15 protein-coding genes and 1 tRNA gene are annotated in these 19,082 nt (G+C 52.4%); 10 read left to right on the forward strand and 6 right to left on the reverse strand.

Going from position 1 to position 19,082, the window contains the following annotated elements; all coding sequences use genetic code 11:
* Nucleotides 1-36: 36 nt before the first annotated feature.
* A complete protein-coding gene (locus KGFNPO_RS08220) occupies nucleotides 37-615 on the reverse strand; it encodes a peptidylprolyl isomerase (RefSeq protein ID WP_472634262.1) in 579 nt (192 codons plus the stop codon).
* 481 nt (nucleotides 616-1,096) lie between these two features.
* Here KGFNPO_RS08220 and cysS point away from each other — a divergent pair, with 481 nt between their 5' ends.
* The 6 genes from cysS to KGFNPO_RS08250 all read left to right on the forward strand — a co-directional run bounded on the left by cysS (nucleotide 1,097) and on the right by KGFNPO_RS08250 (nucleotide 7,216).
* Complete coding sequence (gene cysS / locus KGFNPO_RS08225) at nucleotides 1,097-2,512, forward strand: cysteine--tRNA ligase (RefSeq protein WP_472634263.1); 1,416 nt, start codon at nucleotides 1,097-1,099, stop codon at nucleotides 2,510-2,512.
* The gene (locus KGFNPO_RS08230) at nucleotides 2,509-3,156 is read left to right on the forward strand and encodes a DNA-3-methyladenine glycosylase family protein (RefSeq protein ID WP_472634264.1); all 648 of its coding nucleotides are present in this window, start codon (nucleotides 2,509-2,511) and stop codon (nucleotides 3,154-3,156) included. Before cysS ends, KGFNPO_RS08230 begins: the two co-directional genes overlap by 4 nt.
* 31 nt (nucleotides 3,157-3,187) lie before the next feature.
* Complete coding sequence (locus KGFNPO_RS08235) at nucleotides 3,188-4,162, forward strand: acetyl-CoA carboxylase carboxyltransferase subunit alpha (protein ID WP_472615568.1); 975 nt, start codon at nucleotides 3,188-3,190, stop codon at nucleotides 4,160-4,162.
* 4 nt (nucleotides 4,163-4,166) lie between these two features.
* Nucleotides 4,167-5,630, forward strand: coding sequence for a tRNA lysidine(34) synthetase TilS (gene tilS, locus KGFNPO_RS08240; RefSeq protein ID WP_472634265.1), 1,464 nt, complete (start codon nucleotides 4,167-4,169; stop codon nucleotides 5,628-5,630).
* Between the two features lie 134 nt (nucleotides 5,631-5,764).
* Nucleotides 5,765-7,015, forward strand: coding sequence for an aspartate kinase (locus tag KGFNPO_RS08245; RefSeq protein ID WP_472615570.1), 1,251 nt, complete (start codon nucleotides 5,765-5,767; stop codon nucleotides 7,013-7,015).
* 107 nt (nucleotides 7,016-7,122) lie between these two features.
* Nucleotides 7,123-7,216: transfer RNA gene (locus KGFNPO_RS08250), tRNA-Ser, on the forward strand.
* Nucleotides 7,217-7,672: 456 nt separating this feature from the next.
* Here the strand turns inward: KGFNPO_RS08250 and KGFNPO_RS08255 are convergent.
* Nucleotides 7,673-8,650 (reverse strand): bile acid:sodium symporter family protein, encoded by a 978-nt coding sequence (locus tag KGFNPO_RS08255; protein ID WP_472634266.1) that lies wholly within the window; start codon nucleotides 8,648-8,650, stop codon nucleotides 7,673-7,675.
* 626 nt (nucleotides 8,651-9,276) lie between these two features.
* Between KGFNPO_RS08255 and KGFNPO_RS08260 the strand changes: the two genes are divergently transcribed.
* Entirely contained in the window at nucleotides 9,277-9,834 is a 558-nt protein-coding gene (locus tag KGFNPO_RS08260) for a DUF1415 domain-containing protein (protein WP_472634267.1), read from the forward strand.
* A 17-nt stretch (nucleotides 9,835-9,851) separates the two neighbouring features.
* Here the strand turns inward: KGFNPO_RS08260 and KGFNPO_RS08265 are convergent, their stop codons facing one another.
* The 4 genes from KGFNPO_RS08265 to KGFNPO_RS08280 all read right to left on the reverse strand — a co-directional run bounded on the left by KGFNPO_RS08265 (nucleotide 9,852) and on the right by KGFNPO_RS08280 (nucleotide 15,394).
* Nucleotides 9,852-11,048: an MFS transporter gene (locus tag KGFNPO_RS08265; protein WP_472634268.1), complete on the reverse strand. Its 1,197-nt coding sequence runs from the start codon at nucleotides 11,046-11,048 to the stop codon at nucleotides 9,852-9,854.
* A 125-nt stretch (nucleotides 11,049-11,173) separates the two neighbouring features.
* On the reverse strand, nucleotides 11,174-11,413 hold the full coding sequence (locus KGFNPO_RS08270) for a hypothetical protein (protein WP_472634269.1): 240 nt from the start codon (nucleotides 11,411-11,413) through the stop codon (nucleotides 11,174-11,176).
* A 338-nt stretch (nucleotides 11,414-11,751) separates the two neighbouring features.
* Nucleotides 11,752-14,190, reverse strand: coding sequence for an endopeptidase La (gene lon / locus KGFNPO_RS08275; RefSeq protein WP_472634270.1), 2,439 nt, complete (start codon nucleotides 14,188-14,190; stop codon nucleotides 11,752-11,754).
* Between the two features lie 178 nt (nucleotides 14,191-14,368).
* Nucleotides 14,369-15,394 carry a site-specific integrase gene (locus KGFNPO_RS08280; RefSeq protein ID WP_472634271.1) on the reverse strand — a complete coding sequence of 342 codons (1,026 nt, stop codon included), beginning with the start codon at nucleotides 15,392-15,394 and terminating at the stop codon, nucleotides 14,369-14,371.
* Nucleotides 15,395-15,579: 185 nt separating this feature from the next.
* On the opposite strand from KGFNPO_RS08280, the gene KGFNPO_RS08285 reads away from it, so the two are divergent.
* From KGFNPO_RS08285 to epsL, 3 genes are all read left to right on the forward strand, one after another.
* On the forward strand, nucleotides 15,580-16,632 hold the full coding sequence (locus KGFNPO_RS08285) for a DNA-binding protein (protein WP_472634272.1): 1,053 nt from the start codon (nucleotides 15,580-15,582) through the stop codon (nucleotides 16,630-16,632).
* A 334-nt stretch (nucleotides 16,633-16,966) separates the two neighbouring features.
* Nucleotides 16,967-17,230 (forward strand): hypothetical protein, encoded by a 264-nt coding sequence (locus tag KGFNPO_RS08290; RefSeq protein WP_472634423.1) that lies wholly within the window; start codon nucleotides 16,967-16,969, stop codon nucleotides 17,228-17,230.
* 583 nt (nucleotides 17,231-17,813) lie between these two features.
* On the forward strand, nucleotides 17,814-19,022 hold the full coding sequence (gene epsL / locus KGFNPO_RS08295) for an XrtB/PEP-CTERM-associated polysaccharide biosynthesis outer membrane protein EpsL (RefSeq protein WP_472634273.1): 1,209 nt from the start codon (nucleotides 17,814-17,816) through the stop codon (nucleotides 19,020-19,022).
* Nucleotides 19,023-19,082 lie beyond the last annotated feature (60 nt).

Raw genomic sequence — 19,082 nt, forward strand, 5'->3', positions numbered from 1 at the left:
TGGGGTGGCGCGTGATTTTTTGCTGGCTTTTATAATTTAACGGATGAGCGTAGCCGACTCAATTATGACGGCCTTAACCGGTACATGTTGATGCATGCCCTGATCTGAAACAGAAACCGTTTTTATCTTGTCGACTATTTCGGTGCCTTTAATAACCTTGCCGAAGACAGCATAACCCCAGCCGTCCTGACTCGGATAATCCAGCGGCCGGTTATTGTTGGTGTTAATGAAAAACTGTGCGGTGGCAGAATGTGGTGCGCCGGTACGTGCCATTGCGATGCTGTAGGTCACGTTCTTGAGGCCATTTTTGGCTTCATTTTCTATCGGTGCGCCAGTGGGCTTCTGCTGCAACTTTTGATCAAAGCCACCACCCTGAATCATGAAATCTTCGATTACGCGATGAAAAATAGTGCCGTTATAGTGGCCGTTTTTGACATATTGCAAAAAATTGGCAACAGATTTCGGCGCTTTTTCCGGATAAAGTTCGAGTACGATTTCACCCATGCTGGTCTTCAGGGAAACCTGAGGCGCGTCGGCAGCATGTGCTGCGCCGAGTGCGCCGCAGAATGTTAATCCGGCAAGCAAGGAACAGAAATGACGTCGTGCATGTTGCATTATGGAATCCTTAAATGTTGGCTTCATAGATAATTTTCACTGATATTCTTACTTGGACCAGTATTGGCGTTTGCGAATGGATTTGCTTGCCTTGCCACAATCTGGATGTCTTGCGTGAATGTGCTCACGATTAATTCATCATCGACGAGATTCAGAATGGCCTTACGGCATCTGCATGCATCATCAGAAAATTGCCACGTATCAAGTTAATTAGAAGGACGGTATTAGTACTGCATGGAACGCGGCCAACAGACCAGACAGGGTAATAGTTCGACCAAAAACACGATTGGTGGACAGATTTACTGAATGAAGAGTGGCAAAAGGCATGGATTTATCAATGTTATACTTCGGCGAAAAAGTCATTCTATCAAATAAGCACAATTAAAAGGATTTCGGCGATCCTTATGGCAATGCCGTTACATGCGGTCAGCATGGACAGACATTGCAATGCATACACTTTCGACTGAAACACATATTCCACATGATCATCCAAAAGATTTACAACACGCTTGCGCGTGAAAAGCAGGCATTTACCCCTATCGTGCCTGGCAAGGTCAGCATCTATGTTTGCGGTATGACAGTCTATGACTATTGCCATCTGGGTCACGCGCGCGTGATGGTGGTATTTGATATGGTTCAGCGCTGGTTGCGTGCATCGGATTATGACGTTACATACGTGCGAAACATCACCGACATCGACGATAAAATTATTAAACGTGCGGTAGAAAACGGCGAAACCATTTCGCAATTGACCAATCGTTTTATCCAGGCAATGGATGAAGACGCCGCGGCGTTGGGAGTGCAAAAACCCGATCATGAACCGCGCGCCACGCACTATGTGCCCCAGATGCTGGGTATTATTGAAAAACTGGAAATGAATGGTTTGGCCTACCGGGCTACCGATGGGGATGTCAACTTCTCGGTGCGTGACTTTGCCGGCTATGGCAAGTTGTCCGGGAAGTCCTTGGCTGATCTGCGTGCCGGAGAGCGGGTTGAACTTAATGTCGGCAAACGCGACCCACTGGATTTCGTGCTTTGGAAAGCATCAAAAGAGTCCGAGCCGGATGAAGTCAAGTGGGATTCGCGCTGGGGCCAGGGAAGGCCGGGATGGCATATCGAATGTTCAGCCATGTCAGAGCAAATTCTGGGCGAGCATTTTGATATTCATGGTGGCGGCCAGGATCTGCAATTTCCCCACCACGAAAACGAGATTGCGCAATCCGAGGGCGCGCATCGGCATCAATTTGTCAACTATTGGATGCACAATGGATTTGTGCGGATCGACAATGAGAAAATGTCGAAGTCTCTCGGTAATTTCTTCACTATCCGCGAGGTGTTGAAGAAATATGATCCGGAAGTGATTCGTTTTTTTATTCTGCGCGCGCATTATCGTAGTCCGCTCAATTACTCGGATGTGCATCTCGATGATGCCAAAGGTGCTTTGACTCGTCTTTATACGGCCCTCAAGGGGGTTGCTTGCGATCAATTACCACTGGACTGGCAAGAACCGCATGCGATTCGCTTTGCCGAGGCGATGGCAGATGATTTCAATACGCCGCTGGCAATTGCAATCTTGTTCGAGTTGGCAAATGAACTCAACCGGACCCAAAACCCCATGGTGGCTCGTCAGTTGCTCGGCTTATCCAGTACGATTGGATTGCTGCAACGTGAAGCGGATGACTTCTTGAAGGGGCGTACCGCAGCAAACGACGTTGCGCAAGATTTAGATGCGTCCTCATTATCTGAAGATGAAATTGAATCGATGATCAATGCTCGTGCCGAGGCTAAAAAAAGCAGAAATTTCGTAGAAGCGGACCGCATTCGCGCAGCTTTATTAAATAGCAGGATCGTATTGGAAGACAAGGCTGGCGGCGCAACCGACTGGCGTCGTTCATGAATGATACAAACAGTATGACGATACAGGATGTCCCTGCTTATTGGCTTGAGGCTAAAGTGCAGTTAATGAAGCGCGATCGCATCATGAGCCGATTGATTCCGCAATTCGGTGATCTGCATTTGGTGGGCAGAGGTGAGCCGTTTACAACCTTGGCGCGTTCCATCATCGGGCAGCAAATATCAGTCAAATCAGCAGAAGTTGCTTGGCAAAGATTGTTGTTGGCAAGTCCAAAATGTACTCCTGCACAATTACTCAAGCTAGGGCAGGAGGGACTTTCTGGTTGTGGATTGTCTAAGCGTAAGACAGAATACATTTTCGATCTGGCAGAGCACTTCAAAGAAAAACGGGTGCATGCAGACAAATGGGTTGAAATGGATGATGAAGATGTCATCGAAGAGTTAATTCAGATCCGCGGTATTGGACGATGGACAGCAGAGATGTTTTTGATATTTAATCTGCTGCGTCCGAATATTTTGCCTTTGGATGATCTTGGATTGCTCAAAGGTATTAGCATGAATTATTTTTCAGGCGAACCGGTTTCTCGTAGCGTTGTTCGTGAAGTGGCTGCCAATTGGGAGCCTTGGCGTACCGTAGCTACGTGGTATTTGTGGCGTAGCCTGGACCCTGTCCCGGTAGAATATTGAATCCACTTCAGTTGAAGTGACAAGGAATACGATGACTAAAACAACATTTCTCAATTTTGAACAGCAGATCGCCGAACTTGAGACCAAAATTGAAGAATTGCGCTTTGTGCAAGATGACTCCGCGGTCGACATTTCCGAAGAAATTGATCGGTTGTCCAAAAAAAGTCAGCAACTGACCAAAGACATATATGCAAAGTTGACGCCTTGGCAGGTTTCGCAAATTGCACGGCACCCGCAGCGTCCATACACGATGGATTATGTAAACGAAATCTTCACTGATTTCCACGAATTGCATGGCGACCGCACTTATGCAGATGATTTATCCATTGTGGGCGGTTTAGCCAGATTCAATGGACAGTCCTGCATGGTGATCGGTCATCAAAAGGGCCGCGATACCAAGGAGCGCGCATTGCGCAATTTCGGCATGCCCAAGCCGGAAGGGTATCGCAAGGCAATGCGCCTAATGAAGCTGGCTGAAAAATTTGGCTTGCCGGTGTTTACCTTTGTCGATACGCCAGGTGCATTTCCTGGTATCGATGCCGAAGAGCGCGGGCAGTCCGAAGCAATAGGTCACAACTTATATGTAATGGCCGAACTCAAAGTGCCGCTGATTGCGACGATTATCGGTGAAGGCGGTTCCGGCGGTGCACTAGCTATTGCGGTCGGCGATGCGGTGCTGATGTTGCAATATGCGACGTATTCTGTAATTTCGCCCGAAGGATGTGCCTCCATTCTCTGGAAGACCTCTGAGCGTGCTTCCGATGCGGCCGAGGCATTGGGCTTGACAGCACATCGCCTCAAGGCAATGGGACTGATCGACAAGATCATTAACGAACCACTAGGTGGAGCCCACCGCGATCCGAAGCAAATGGCGTCGTTGCTCAAACGCGCATTAGCCGATACTTTGCGCCAGTTTCAAGGCGTGAAAACAAAGGATTTGATCGCAACACGTCATGAAAAACTGATGAGTTACGGTAAGTTCAAGGAAATTTCCCCTTCGGAGTAATCTTGTGAACAATAATCAGGCTGCGTTAGTCAACGACGCCTTCGAACGCGCGCTAAATACTATCCTGGCGCGCTTTTCTGCTTCTGGCAACATGCAAAACGGGCCATCGGTTGACGACGATGTGTCGGTTTTTCCAGGCTTGCATGAAACACCACCAAAATTAGCGATTGCTTACAGTGGTGGACTCGATTCATCAGTCTTGCTGCACATGGCGCATAAATTCTCGATCAAATATGGATTTGCCCTGTGCGCGTTCCATATTCATCATGGGATCAGCCGTAATGCAGACGACTGGTTGGCGCACTGTGACGCGCAATGCCAACAATTGGATGTTCAGTTTGATGCACAGAAAATCACAGTTGAAAAATCGACCAAGACTGGCATAGAAGAAGCTGCACGCATCGGACGCTATGCAGCACTGGGAGCGTTATGCCGCAAACATCATGTATCAATACTGCTGACTGCACATCACCAGGACGATCAGGCAGAGACTGTATTGCTGCAATTATTGCGTGGCTCTGGGGTAGCTGGACTATCCGGTATGGATATCCAGAATGCCGCTCCTGATTTGCTGGGGGATGCCAGTGTGCAGATGGCTCGTCCCCTGTTGACGGCATCTCGTGCAGAGTTGGCAGCGTTTGCAGCTAAAAATGACGTCAGTTTTGTAGAGGATGAGTCGAATTCCGATCTTCGTTATGCGCGTAATGCGTTACGGCATACAGTGATGCCGGCACTGGCGCAATCCTTTCCCGGTTTCCAGGAGCGCCTTGCCAGAACCGCACAGCATGCACAGTCGGCACAGCGCTTATTGATTGCATTGGCGGAACAGGATTTGCGAGATTGTCAGGACGGCGCTTGCCTGGACATCAGGCACCTCAGGCGCCTGAGTCCGGATCGAACCTATAATTTGCTGCGTTACTGGTTCGGTTCGCGCGGCGTACGAATGCCATCTACCGCTTGGTTAAGCGAAATGTTGGTGCAGTTACTGGAAGCGAAGGAGGATGCGCAACTGTGTGTAACGCACGCCGATTGTCATATTCGTCGTTATCACAATCGCATATTCATGACGCCCAAACTCGATGAGGCCGGATTATCTGTGGCGCCGGCACCTTTTCGCTGGATGGGGGAAAGGCAGATCGCTTTTCCAGCCTACAGCGGCATTATGTATTTTGATGTGTCGGAGCAGGGAATCGATGTGGATTGGTTGCTTAATGAGCCTCTGACGATTCGTCTGCGCTGTGGTGGTGAGCGAATGAAATTAGCGCTAAATCGCCCGACCAAAAATCTAAAGTCACATTATCAGGCCTGCAATGTTCCAGCCTGGGAGCGTACGCGTCTGCCTGTCATTACGGCGTGCGACGGTGCGGTTTTATTTGCGGCCGGTATCGGTATGGATTGTCATCGCCTTCACCTTCGGGATACGCCGGGGCAGAAAATTTCACTGCGCTGGCAAGCGGACGATTTTTAACTTGGGTTTATGTCTGCTGCTCTTTATCGCTGAATTTTCCAAGGCGGCCACTTGTTATTTTGCGTTGCAGCATGTAAAGTCAAAGATTGTTTTTTTACGTTTTTTCCATTTTCCAAGTCAACCTTTTAATTCCCATGGCCTTAATCGTTCATAAATATGGCGGCACATCAATGGGCTCAACTGAGCGCATCAAAAATGTAGCCCGGCGCGTTGCAAAGTGGCATGATGCCGGCCACCAAATTATAGTGGTTCCTTCCGCAATGTCTGGCGAGACCAATCGCTTGATAGGTCTCGCCAAAGAGCTAATGGATCAACCAGATCCGCGCGAGCTTGATATGATTGCCGCCACCGGCGAACAGGTATCCGTTGGCCTGCTATCAATGGCCCTGTTGGCGATCGGAAAAAAAGCTGTCTCTTATGCCGGCTGGCAAGTGCCGATCAAGACTGACTCTGCGTTTAACAAGGCGCGCATTCAATCTATTGATGACGTCAAAGTGCGTCGCGATCTGGATGCAGGGAAAATTGTTATCATTGCCGGTTTTCAAGGCGTGGATGAAGACGGCAATATTGCCACGCTGGGACGCGGCGGCTCAGATACATCAGCGGTTGCCGTAGCTGCTGCAATGCAGGCGTCAGAATGCATGATTTTTACGGATGTGGATGGTGTCTACACAACCGATCCTCGTGTGGTTCCCGAGGCACGACGACTGAAGACAGTTACGTTTGAAGAAATGCTGGAACTGGCTTCGCTGGGTTCAAAAGTTTTGCAAATTCGATCGGTTGAATTTGCGGGTAATTACAGAATGCCGACACGGGTGCTGTCGTCACTGACTGATCCGATGATACCGCTGGAAATAGAAGCTAATTCCGGCACACTGATTTCGTTTGAGGAAGATACACATATGGAGCAAGCCGTTATTTCCGGTATAGCATTTAGCCGCGATGAAGCCAAGATTACCGTACTGGGGGTGCCTGATAAGCCAGGAATTGCCTATCAGATTCTTGGCCCTATTGCGGATGCCAATATCGAAGTCGATATGATCATCCAGAATCAATCAGTCGAAGGCAAGACGGATTTTACTTTTACGGTGCTGCGCAATGAACATACCAAGGCAATGGATGTTTTGAACGAAAGCGTTAAGGCGCACATCGGTGCCGCCAGCATTGTCGGCGATACCAAGGTTTCGAAGGTATCTGTGGTCGGTGTCGGCATGCGCAGCCATGTAGGAATTGCTTCACAGATGTTCCGTACCTTGTCTGAAGAAGGTATTAACATTCAAATGATTTCTACTTCTGAAATCAAGATATCAGTTTTGATTGATGAGAAATATATGGAGTTGGCAGTGCGTGCCCTGCATAAGACCTTTAATTTGGAAAATGCATAAAAAGCGCGTCAAAATGCGTTTTAAGGCATAGATTTCTTGACCGATTGCATCTGAGAAGATATGATCCTTTTCTTTGTCGCAGCAGGTAATTATTCCCGCTAAGACGTGGAGACTTGGCCGAGTGGTCGAAGGCACTTCCCTGCTAAGGAAGCATATGGGCTTAAACCTGTATCGAGGGTTCGACTCCCTCAGTCTCCGCCAGTAATTTGCTTTAGAATCAAGGCCCTACGGGGCCTTTGGTTTTTTAAGCGACACCGTAACTGACACACTACGCACATGACACTTGATCACGTGCCATTTGTCCCTTCTTTCTTCCCTGTACGGAGCGCTTGGCTAATCGCCACCCGATTCCATCATCAGCCTGCTTAGTGGCATACGTGTGCAGCGTATTGTATGGATGCCGGTAACAAATTCCCAGTGTTTCTAGAGCCAGAGTCCAGTATCGCTTTCTTGCGTTCTGCTCTACATCCGGCTTGTTCCTGCCCGGACTGCGGATCAGCTTAATCGGGGTTTTGAATCATGATCCTGCGCTGCATTCTGTGCAGGATCACCCATAAGTCTCTTTTTAAACCTATCTTCAAGAAAATCCGATTTGTGTCCTGGTAGGCCGCGTTATCAAACGCGCGGCCTCAGAGATATTGCTCTATGGAAATGTTCTCAGAGTTTCTGCGCTGCATCCGTTTTTGGCGTCGAGGCAACCATCGGCTCCTCGTCCTTGAAACGCTGAAACAACGTCGCGACCAAGGGGCCGGAGATATTGTGCCAGACGCTGAAGATAGCGCTCGGCACGGCGGCCAGTGGCGAGAAATGCGCAGTAGCCAGCGCCACACCCAAGCCCGAGTTTTGCATACCTACTTCAATCGCAATGGCCTTGCGCTTGGCAACGCTTAATCCCGTTAGCTTGGCTAGCCAGTAGCCCAGCAGTAGCCCCAAGCCGTTATGCAGCACGACGACGACAAAGATCATCAGTCCGCTGGTGGCGATCTTGGCCTGGTTGCCGGCAACCACGGCTGCCACGATGGCTACAATCGCCACTACAGAAACCAGAGGCAGCACCTCCACACAGGTTTTGACTTTCTCACGGAGAAGGGATTGCGCTAGCACGCCCAGTGCGATGGGCAGGATCACCACCTGAACGATCGACCAGAACATGGCTGCGGCGCTGACTTCCAGCCACTGGCTCGCCAGCAGGTAAATCAGCGCAGGCGTCACCACGGGCGCCAGTAGGGTAGTGACTGATGTGATTGCCACCGATAGCGCGACATCGCCGCGTGCCAGGAAGGTCATCACGTTGGAGGCCGTGCCGCCAGGACAGCAACCCACCAGAATCACACCCACAGCGACCTCTGGTGGTAGTTGCAGCAGCGTGCAGAGCAGCCAGGCGAGGCTAGGCATGATGATGAACTGGCCGGCTACGCCAATGGCGACGTCACCAGGGCGTTTGAATACTTCGCGGAAGTCGTCCTTGGACAACGTCAGTCCCATGCCGAACATGATGATGCCCAGCAACGGCACGATATAAGGGCCGATCCAGCGGAACTGATTGGGAGTAAAGAAAGCGAGTACCGAAAATAGCAATACCCAAATGGCAAAAGTCTTGCCGACAAAGCGGCTTAGACGAGCAATGCTCTGCATGGTTAATATCCTTGAAATTATGGGGCGGCCGCATCCCACGACACACAAAATGCAACCAGAAAAAAGGAAAATGGGCGTGACTACCGCCAGAATGAAGCAGTGGTGTGGACCAACATGCACATGCCAGAGGCCGCAGGGTATGCGAGGCTGGCAACAGTTACGCAGATCATGCGCAGACAAAATAACACCAGCCCTGTTGGCTGGCGCTGCAACGGTAAGCGCCGATTATACTATTCAGGCACATACCGTTTCACACACGACGCAGATGCGACCGCAGCACAGTACTTTTGCTTTTGCCAACGGCAGCGCTGTCAATTCTCGAACATCCAAGAACTCCCTAACTCCGCATCTGTTTGTTTAAGCTCGGCTAGAAGATATTCTTGCGGTGGCATCCAATGTTCTCGGAAGCATCTGCAATGATTGGCGGCCGACCTCGGCCTTGCTCTGTACAAACTTACTCGGCGTGGCGTCGCTACGATTGTCCAAGGAAAGGTGCGTTATCAGTAGCGGCCGTAACTTTATGGCTCGATCCAAGTGGATCTGCAGATTAACGAGCGCCAGCCGTTATCGGCCCCGGTTTGATGTTATAAGCTCAGGTTCGAAACCCATAGCAGAAAAGGCAAACCATGACGAGCAGCGCGAATAACTCACAAAAAATTATCGCAGATACCCAGGCGTGGGTCGAAAAAGCCGTGATCGGCTTGAATCTGTGTCCGTTTGCCAAGGCTGTGCATGTCAAGAATCAGATTCGTTATGTGGTCAGCGCAGCGACAACGCCGGAAGCGTTACTGGCAGATTTGATGGATGAACTACAGGTGCTGGACGATTGTGCGGCAGAGCAGATTGAAACCACGCTTTTGATCCATCCGGGCACGTTGACCGATTTTCTGGATTACAACGACTTTCTGGATGTGGCCGATGCGGCGGTTGAGGATATGGAGCTGGGCGGCGTGTTGCAGGTAGCCAGCTTTCACCCGCAATACCAGTTCGAGGGCACGCGACTGGACGATATCGACAACTACACCAATCGCGCTCCTTACCCGACTTTGCACCTGCTGCGCGAGGAAAGTATCGACAAAGCGGTGGCCGCGTATCCAGAGGCAGAAGATATTTTCGAAAAAAATATCGAAACCTTGCACCGCCTGGGACATGACGGCTGGGCGCGCCTGTTCGCCACTGAATAAGCAATTTTTTGCGGGATTTATGTGGTTCCACGCTGTCTATTGGCAAACATCAGCAGCAGCGCAGCGACGCAAAAAACTGCACCGGCATAAAAAGTAAAAGATGCGCCGTAGCCATCCCACAGCCAGCCGGCCAGCGGACTGGCTACCAGCATCGCCAGCCCGCTGGCAAGATTGAAAAAGCCGAAGGCGGTTCCGCGCAAATCGACCGGCGCGGTAGCCGCCACCATAGCTGCCAGCAAGCCTTGCGTCATGCCCATATGCAAACCCCACAGCACCACACCCAGCAACACTACCGGCCATGTATTGCTGCTGGCTAATACGATATCGGCCGCAATCAGCACCAGCAATCCCGCTGCCAGCAAGCCGGTATGGCTGACGCCGTCGGACAGTTTGCCAAATGGATAGGCCGAGAACGCATACACCACGTTCATCGCCACCATAATCAGCGGCACCCAAGCCAGCGCCATGCCGCCTTGCTGCGCGCGCAGCAGCAAAAATGCTTCGCTAAAACGGGCAAGCGTAAATACCGCGCCGATAATCACCACCCACCAATAGTCGCGTCCCATGCGCTGGAGATTGTCCCAGCGGATCGGATTACTGCGTTTTTCCGTGATTTTGCGTTCGGGCTCTTGCACGCCGACAATCAACAACACGACTGCCAGCACCGCAGGGATGGTGGCCACCCAGAATATGGCTCTGAAATCATTGGCCCACAGCAGCATCAGCACTATTGCAGTCAGCGGGCCGAGAAACGCGCCCACCGTATCGAGCGACTGGCGCAGCCCGAACGCTGCGCCGCGCAAATGGGGCGGCGCCAAGTCGGCCACCAACGCATCGCGCGGCGCGCCCCGAATCCCTTTGCCGACCCGGTCCATCAGGCGCGCGCTCAAAATCCAGCCGATGCCAGACGCCAGCGCGAAGATCGGCTTGGTCAGCGCGGCCAAGCCGTAGCCGAACACTGCCAGCCCTTTGCGCTTGCCCAGATAGTCACTCAGTGCCCCTGAAAATACCTTGACAATCAAAGCGGTTGCCTCGGCCGCGCCTTCAATCAGACCGACGATGAAAACGCTCGCGCCCAAGGTGGTGATCATGAAGAGCGGCAGCAGCGCATGCACCATCTCGGAGGAAACATCCATCAGCAGGCTGACCAAGCCGAGCGCCCAGATGCTGGAGGGAATCTGGCGCAGCGTGCGGAATTTTTCAGCTTTTATCATATTGAATTAATATATGGAGTATAGGTAAAAACATGCTACTTTCCGCACTGTTTAATTGCGGAACGTAAAAATACGTGATCCAGTATGTTGAATAGTGCCAATCGCAAGCTTGGCGCGCTGCGCTGTCACAGCACAACACTCAGCAGCCGGCAGGCCATGCCGCGGCCCAAGACGACGAGCCCGGGCGACAGCTTCCAGAACATCAGGGCGACGAACGCGATCAGCGCCAGGCCGAAGTCGCTCGGCGCCTGCACCGCATTGGTCCAAACAGGATTATAAAATGCCGCCAGCAGCAAGCCGGCCACGGCTGCATTGATGGCGGCGGCGCTGGCAGGTGCGGTCTTTCCAGTTTCTATTGATAACATGCGCTGCATCCAGATATTCAACCAGGTGGATGGTAATCGAAACCGGATAAAAAACGTTAATTTGCAGCAGTCAGGAATGGTGCTGTGCATCGTAACTATTCAGCCCGTTAGGTGAGGACTGTTTAATCCCCTCGCCCATTCGTGGAAGGGGGTTAGGGCGAGCATACAAGGGACGTAGCAAATATTCCGGCCGCATTATGTGGCAATGCAATCAAGGCTAAGTTTTGATTTGGCCCACCTTGGTTATTGCGGACTCCATCTCCCGCAAGCGCGCGAGAGAGCTATCCATGGCGCGCTGAATAGTTATTTCACATCCTTACATCTCTACATGTCTGAATCTATAAGGTCAACGCTGCACGCATTGCATCATCGACGGTTTCCAGCCAGACGAATGTCAGCCGCGCCTGCGCATCTTGCGAAATTTCTTCCAGATCCTTCTTGTTGCGCAGCGGCAGCAGTACGGTTTTGATCCCTGCGCGCAGCGCGGCCAGCACTTTTTCCTTGACGCCGCCGACCGGCAGCACCAGACCGCGCAGGCTGATTTCCCCGGTCATTGCATGGTCGCTTTGCACCGCCCGGTTGGTGGCCAATGACGCCAGCGCGATGAACATGGCTACGCCGGCACTGGGCCCGTCTTTGGGGATTGCGCCGGCTGGTACATGTATGTGGATGTCGCTTTTGTCGAACAGATCGGGGTCGACCTGCAATTCGGCAGAGCGTGATTTGAGCAGCGTCAGCGCAGCTTGCGCACTTTCTTTCATCACTTCGCCGAGCTGTCCGGTCAGTATCAGTTTGCCGTGCCCAGGGGCGCGGCTGGCTTCGATGAACAGGATGTCGCCACCCACCGGAGTCCAGGCCAGCCCGGTCGCAACGCCTGGGATGCTGGTGCGCATGGCCAGTTCGCTCTCGAATTTGGCGGGGCCGAGAATGGCGTGTAAATCGGCTGCATCAATGCGTACGTGGTCGGCCGTGCCTTCGGCAATGCGCATCGCGACATGACGAAAGGTGTTGCCGATTTCGCGCTCCAGATTGCGCACTCCGGCTTCGCGCGTGTAATCGCTGATGATGGCGTCGATCGCTGCAGCGGTGATTTCGCACTGCTGCGGCTGGAGGCCATTGGCTTCCAGCTGGCGCTGTATCAGATAGCGCTGTGCAATCTGTGCCTTTTCCTGCTCGGTATAGCCGGGCAAATGAATCACTTCCATGCGGTCGCGTAGCGGGCCGGGAACGGTATCGAGCAGGTTGGCGGTGCAGATGAACATCACCCGGGACAGATCAAATGCAACTGCAAGATAATTATCGCGAAACGTACTGTTCTGTTCCGGGTCCAGCACTTCCAGCAAAGCAGACGACGGATCGCCATGCACACCGGTTCCGAGCTTGTCGACTTCATCGAGCATCATCACGCAGTTATTGGCGCCGGCCTTGCGGATCGCCTGGATGATATTGCCGGGTAGGGCGCCGATATACGTGCGCCGATGTCCGCGGATCTCGGCTTCATCGTGTACGCCGCCCAGACTGATGCGCACAAACTTGCGGCCGGTCGCGCGGGCGATGCTTTGCCCCAAGGAGGTCTTGCCCACGCCAGGCGGGCCGACGAAGCACAGAATCGGGCTCTTGCCTTGCGGATTGAGTTTGCGCACCGCCAGATGCTCCAGGATACGGCGCTTGATTTTTTGCAGTCCGTAGTGCTCATCGTCCAGGATCTTGCGTGCTTCGGCAATATCGATACGATCGTCGCTGGCAACCGACCATGGCAGTTCGGTCAGCCATTCCAGATAACTGCGCAGCATCGAAGATTCGCCCGCCGCTTCGGACATGCGTTCCAGTCGCCGCAACTCCTTTCTGGCATGGATATCGACCTCTTCCGGCATCTTCGCCCGGGCGATGGCCTCCAGCAGATCGGCGGTCTCTGCCGCGCCATTGTCGCTTTCGCCCAACTGTCTCTGGATCGTTTTCAATTGCTCGCGCAATAGTGCTTCCCGCTGTCGCTCTTCCAGCCGCTTCTGAGTTTGCTCGTCGATATCATGGCTGATGCGTAACACGTCGATACGCCGCACCAGCAACTGCAGCACCTTGTCTAACCGGGCTTGCAGATCGAAGGTTTCCAGCACATTCTGCTTTTCCTCATAGGGTAAATCCATCAGGCCGGCAATAAAATCCGCCAGCATTCCTGGCGATCTGATATTGAGCGCCATCGAAGCCAGTTCGGCCGGCGCTTGCGGCAGCAATTGCAGAATTTCGCCAGTACGCGCCTTGAGCTGCAACATGCGGGCCTCGATTTCGGCACTCTGAATTTCCGCCTCGGCGTCATCCTCAGTCTCATGAAACGGTACGATGCGCGCCACATGAAACGGGTATCCGGCCAGAAACTCCAGCACCCGAAACCGTTGTTCGCCCTGGCACACAATGTGATGCGAGTCATCCTGCAAAGTGACATAACGCACGATGCTAGCGGTAGTGCCGACCTGATACAAGTCACTCGGTTCAGGGTAGACGACATCAGGATCGCGCTGCAGAATGATGCCCAGTTTTCCCCCGCTGCGGGCAGCCTCGCGGGCCGCAGCAATAGAGCGTTCACGGCCGATGGTAATCGGCACGATCAGACCGGGAAACAGCACCATATTGCGTACCGGCACGACGATAATGGCGTCAGGCGGCAATGCCAGCGGCGGATTCTGCTCTGTTTGTTGCGGTGCTACTGCGGCCTCGGAAGACTGCACTGGAGCTTCGCCGGATGCTGCATCGGCGTGTTTTTTATCGTGCTGATTATCCATGGTTCACCTGTAACAAGTGGCGGGCGCAGCACAATGCGCAGGTGTGCCGCCGCCGCGGCCTGGCAGACGGGGCTGCCTACTCTGGTATCAGTATCTTCAACAGGGGATCGCCAGTATTGCGCCGGCACAAAGACAGAAAATCTATTTCAAGCAAACCGTTTTTGACGCGGGCGCGATCTCAGAGCTTGCCTGTTCTGGACTTAAGCAGATTGCCTGCGGCATTGTGGGTGAACTGGTCCGCTTCCTCAATATAGCCTTGTACCGTGCCGTCATGCCGCCAGCCGCCCTGACGCTTGATATCCAGGAAATTAGCGCCGGCCCGGTGCGCGCTAGTGGCCAGCCCGCGCCTGAAACTATGGCTGCTGAGCTCGGGCGCATAGGACAGTTGTATTGCTGTAGCGCAGGCCGCCAGAATAGTGTTGACGCTGCCGGCATACAGCGCGCCGGCACCAATACGGTCCCAGCGCGTAATGCACCGAAATACCGGCCCCGTCACCAGTCCAGCCGCTTGCAGCCAGCGTTTGAGCGCAGTGGCCGGGCAGCAAATCCCATCCGGTGCGCCATACGGAATGGCGCGTGTGATGCCTTGGCCTTCCTGATCGGTCTTCGAGCGCATCAGCGTAATTACCAAACCCTCCGGTTCCCATTTGATGTCTTGCAACTGCAGGTTGACTATTTCGCTACGCCGAAAAGCGCCAAAGAAGGCAAGCTGCAGCAACGCACTATTTCTTAGCGCGGCCAGACTGGTTTTTTCAGATAGCGCCACGATCATCCGTTCCAGATCTTCCAGCGGCAAAGCCTTGGCTTTCTTTTTCGGCTTGCCAAGGGTGCGCCCGATGCCACGCAGCATCTTGCGTACTTCCGGCTGATCGGTCGGATCGGCAAAATTCTGAAAACGATGCCATTGCGAGAGCGCAGTCAGGCGCAAGGCTAGCGTGCGCGGACTTAACGACTCGGCGTAATTCAGCAAATAGCGCGTTATTACCGCCGTTTCGCACGGCAATACGCCACCCCACGCATAAAAATGCCGAATCGCAGAACGATAGGCAAGGCGGGTGTTGTCGGACGTGGCTGCCGCGATAAATTGCCGATGCCGTTCCTGCACCTCCAACTCGGTAAGCGCCGTACTGTCGTTACGCGTAACAGCGCCAGCTTGCATCAGGTTTGGCACGGCTTGCATGGATTGAGAAATTTTAGCAGTCATGATTTTTCGTTGATTTGAAAGCCTGTACCGGTCATTACGCATTTTCAGGCGGTTTTTATTCTTTAACACACGATAATAAACTTTATCGTGCCTTAAAAATAGAAATTTTAATATTTTTAAATAAACTTTTTAAAGTAATATTACGTATTACGTAATACGGTACTAAATATTCTTGGAGAAATTTTATGGCACGTGTCGGAATTACCTATGCCGAAGTGGAGCAGGCTGCATCGTTATTGGCTGCTGACGGCAAAAACCCCACGGTCGATGCAGTACGCGCCGCATTGGGTGGCACCGGTAGCAAAAGCACCCTGGCGCCGATGCTCAAGCGCTGGAAAAGCGCGCACCGGGAACAGGCGCAGGCGCATCAGGCAGGTCTTCCGGCAGAATTGCTGGACGTGGTCAAAGGGTTGCATGCGCATTTGCAGCAAGAGGCAGATCTGCAAGTACAGGCCGCGCAAGCTGCCGCCGCAACCGTTGTTGCCGAATGCCGGCAACAACTCGAAGATGCGAGCGCAGCAACAGCCGATCTGGCTGGCAAACGCGATGCGCTGGAGCGCGATTTGACTCTGGAAAAAGCCCGGCGCGAACAACTGGAGACCTCGGATCACGCACTGCAACTGGCATGCGCCACAGCGGAAGCGCAGAGCGTGGGGTTGATGCAGCGCCTGACTGACCGTCAAACCGAGATCGAGAATGTAAACCGACAACTGGGACAGTCGCGCACCCAGTTTGAACATTATCAGGAAGCCGTCGCAACGCAGCGCGCCACCGAGCGACAGGAAGCGCAGCAGCGCTGCAATCAGCTGGAACAGGATTTGGGCGGGTTACGGCGAAATCTGGCAGAGCTGCAGAAAACGCTGGCACAACGCGAAACGCAGCTGGAACAATTCTGTGCGCAGAATAATCGGCTGGAAAACGACCTCACTGTCTTGCAGCAAACGCATCAAGCAGTCTTGGCAGAGCGTCAGCAACTTAATCAAGAAATTGCCACGCAGTCGGTTGTTTGCTCTGAACTGCGCGTGCAGTTGAAGACAGTGTCGCAAACCATGACCGAAGCCCGCTCCGAACTGGCCGTTTTGCATCATCAGACACCGCAGTTGCAGGCCAGGGTGCTGACGCTGGAAAATAGCGCCGAGGCATTACAGCTTGAAAATCAGCTTTTAATGCAGGATAAGGCAAGGCTGGAAGGGCGGTTGGACCAGCTTTCTCAAACGGGATTTATTACAAAGATATAAACGAAGTAGATTGTTATTATCAGCCCGCTAGGTGAGGACGGTTGCATTCCCTCGTTCGCTTGCGGAGAAGGTTAGAGGCTGCCCTCGAGTGCTTTACTCAGGGGAGATATACGAGGAGGCAAATCGCACCACCGTCGTATTGCGCGAAGATGCGGTGCATATTCAGGAGTATCGGTAGTAGAGCCGTTCGGGTTTGATAATGCATGCGTCAGCATTAGTGTCCGGATAACTGCCTTTAATTTTTGCGTAACTTCCCGAGATTGATACATTGTGAGGTGAGTGGGAGGTGAGCCATGAATGTAGGCAAGACACTATTTGCGCCGTTCATGGGTTTGTGCCGAGGACGAGTTTTGCGCGCATCGCGGCTAGCTATTCCGTCAATGCTGGAGTGCACCGCCTAAATTGCGCCAGTCAATTTCGTGTGATGGCGTCTGCCAACAATTTCTATACGATGGGTTTGCGCCTAAGCCAATGTAAATTTATTAAAATTTTCCACGCAGAAATTAAATTAACTGAGGCAATAAACGTATCAAGATGTATCAGTTTTGAACTAATTGAATCCCAATACCTCTTACTGCCGTGCACATTTAGCCTATAGGCAATTATTCAGTATGGCAAATGCGTAAAAATCATTACGGAGGATTAAGAATTTTGTTAGAGATTTAATTGACTACGCACAGGGCTAACACAGGGTTAATTATCTGAGCGCTTGGTTATCGCCTGCTTGACTCAAGCTGAACGGCACTACAAATGAATTGGGTTGGAAGCAGGAATTCTTATGTGTGCTTATGTGTGGCATCGCACAGATCCAGCATCAATTCCAGATTAACATCAATATTTATCGGTTACCAATTTCGGTGCCCACGCCGCAACAGCAGTATGCGTGGATAGCTTAAACCAACATTGAGCGGCATCAAATTAGTCATCAAAACAGAGTCTGATTTTCGTTAGTCATTCTCCGCAGAAATATGCACTAATTCCGGGCTTGCGCAAGCACGCATCGAGAATGGCGCACCCTTTTTCCAAAACCTGAGCGATCTCTATGGACTGGCGGCGAGCAAGAGTCGTACTTTTCAATGGCATAGCAAGAGACGCCAGGAGAGCAATAATTTACTGCATTGAAATAAATAGAAGAGCCTATGTTTTTTAAAAAAAGGAGTCCTGTACAAATGAAAATCAAGATGCCTGCGTCCCCGCGCCAGCCGTTACCACTTTTGCGTTGCCAGTCGATGTTGCATTTGTTTCTGGGCCTGGGGGTAGTGACTTGCTTGCCGGCGTTTGCCGCTGAAGAAGATGTATTTCATCCTTACGTAGGCTATTCGTTGGCCTACGACGAAAACGTGTCGGGCATCTCGGATGCAGCTAATCCGGGCAACCTAAAGCTGTCCGACACTTCCCGCCGTGCCGAGGCTGGCCTGGCCGTCAACAAACGCATCAGTCAGCAAGTGTTATCTGCCAAGCTCAATGTCGCGCATGTAACTTATGACGAACACGGTACGCTCAATAATGACCCCAAGGATCTCCTTGGTAATTGGAACTGGCATGTGGGCGATCGTGTTGAAGGCAATTTAGGTGCAAGCTATGTACAGGGCCTTTCTTCCTATGTGGAAGGGCAGGGCACGGAGCCCAACCTGCGCACGCAGCGCCGGGAGTTTTTCGATGGCTCGTGGTTACTCCATCCGAGCTGGCGCTTGCGCGGCGGATTGGCGCGCGACAAACTTAGTTACGATGTTGATTCGGCCGCTGACCGCAACGAGAATATGACTGAACTCGGCTTGGACTATTTGGCAGCCAGCGGCAGCACGGTCGGCATGCAGTTGCGCCACGCGCGCGGCGATTTCCCGAATCAGCAGAGCGTGGACAATAGTTATGATCAGAACGAGATCAAGGCCAAGATCGACTGGCTGCTTACAGGAAAAACACAGCTGCAGTTTCTGGGCGGATATGTACAACGTAAGCACGACTCTTCGTCGGTGCGTGATTACAATGGCCTGAATGCGCGCTTGATCGCGAACTGGAAGCCGACCGGCAAGGTTGGGGTGACGCTAAGCGGCTGGCGCGAGATCGGCTCGCTCGATCAAGGCGAGATCGTCTCGCCCGAAAATCTGACTGCCAGCTATACGCTCAATCAAGGACTTAGCGTCGGGTCCACATGGGACGTGACGAACAAGCTTCGGTTCAATGGCCAACTCAAGCATGAGACCAGCGACTTTAGCGGAGCTGAAGCGGGGCGCAAGGATATTTTTCGCACCGCATCGGTCAAGCTTACTTACCGTACTACCGACCACCTGCAGCTGGCAGCCTTGCTCTATCGTAAAAACAGGGACTCCAATATTGGCGGCCATACTCCGAACACCGGCATGATGCTCAGTTCACGTTATGAATTCTGAGTTGATTCCATTTCTAAATCAATCGTGTACTTTGTCGGCTTCGCCAGTCGTACCTACTGT

The organism is Gelidimonas diazotrophica (genome assembly GCF_055694025.1).

Coding starts and splice junctions, on each gene's coding strand:
- KGFNPO_RS08220 (WP_472634262.1), bottom strand. CDS start 615: ATGCAACATGCACGACGTCATTTCTGTTCCTTGCTTGCCGGATTAACA.
- cysS (WP_472634263.1), top strand. CDS start 1,097: ATGATCATCCAAAAGATTTACAACACGCTTGCGCGTGAAAAGCAGGCA.
- KGFNPO_RS08230 (WP_472634264.1), top strand. CDS start 2,509: ATGAATGATACAAACAGTATGACGATACAGGATGTCCCTGCTTATTGG.
- KGFNPO_RS08235 (WP_472615568.1), top strand. CDS start 3,188: ATGACTAAAACAACATTTCTCAATTTTGAACAGCAGATCGCCGAACTT.
- KGFNPO_RS08245 (WP_472615570.1), top strand. CDS start 5,765: ATGGCCTTAATCGTTCATAAATATGGCGGCACATCAATGGGCTCAACT.
- KGFNPO_RS08255 (WP_472634266.1), bottom strand. CDS start 8,650: ATGCAGAGCATTGCTCGTCTAAGCCGCTTTGTCGGCAAGACTTTTGCC.
- KGFNPO_RS08260 (WP_472634267.1), top strand. CDS start 9,277: ATGACGAGCAGCGCGAATAACTCACAAAAAATTATCGCAGATACCCAG.
- KGFNPO_RS08265 (WP_472634268.1), bottom strand. CDS start 11,048: ATGATAAAAGCTGAAAAATTCCGCACGCTGCGCCAGATTCCCTCCAGC.
- KGFNPO_RS08270 (WP_472634269.1), bottom strand. CDS start 11,413: ATGTTATCAATAGAAACTGGAAAGACCGCACCTGCCAGCGCCGCCGCC.
- lon (WP_472634270.1), bottom strand. CDS start 14,190: ATGGATAATCAGCACGATAAAAAACACGCCGATGCAGCATCCGGCGAA.
- KGFNPO_RS08280 (WP_472634271.1), bottom strand. CDS start 15,394: ATGACTGCTAAAATTTCTCAATCCATGCAAGCCGTGCCAAACCTGATG.
- KGFNPO_RS08285 (WP_472634272.1), top strand. CDS start 15,580: ATGGCACGTGTCGGAATTACCTATGCCGAAGTGGAGCAGGCTGCATCG.
- epsL (WP_472634273.1), top strand. CDS start 17,814: ATGCCTGCGTCCCCGCGCCAGCCGTTACCACTTTTGCGTTGCCAGTCG.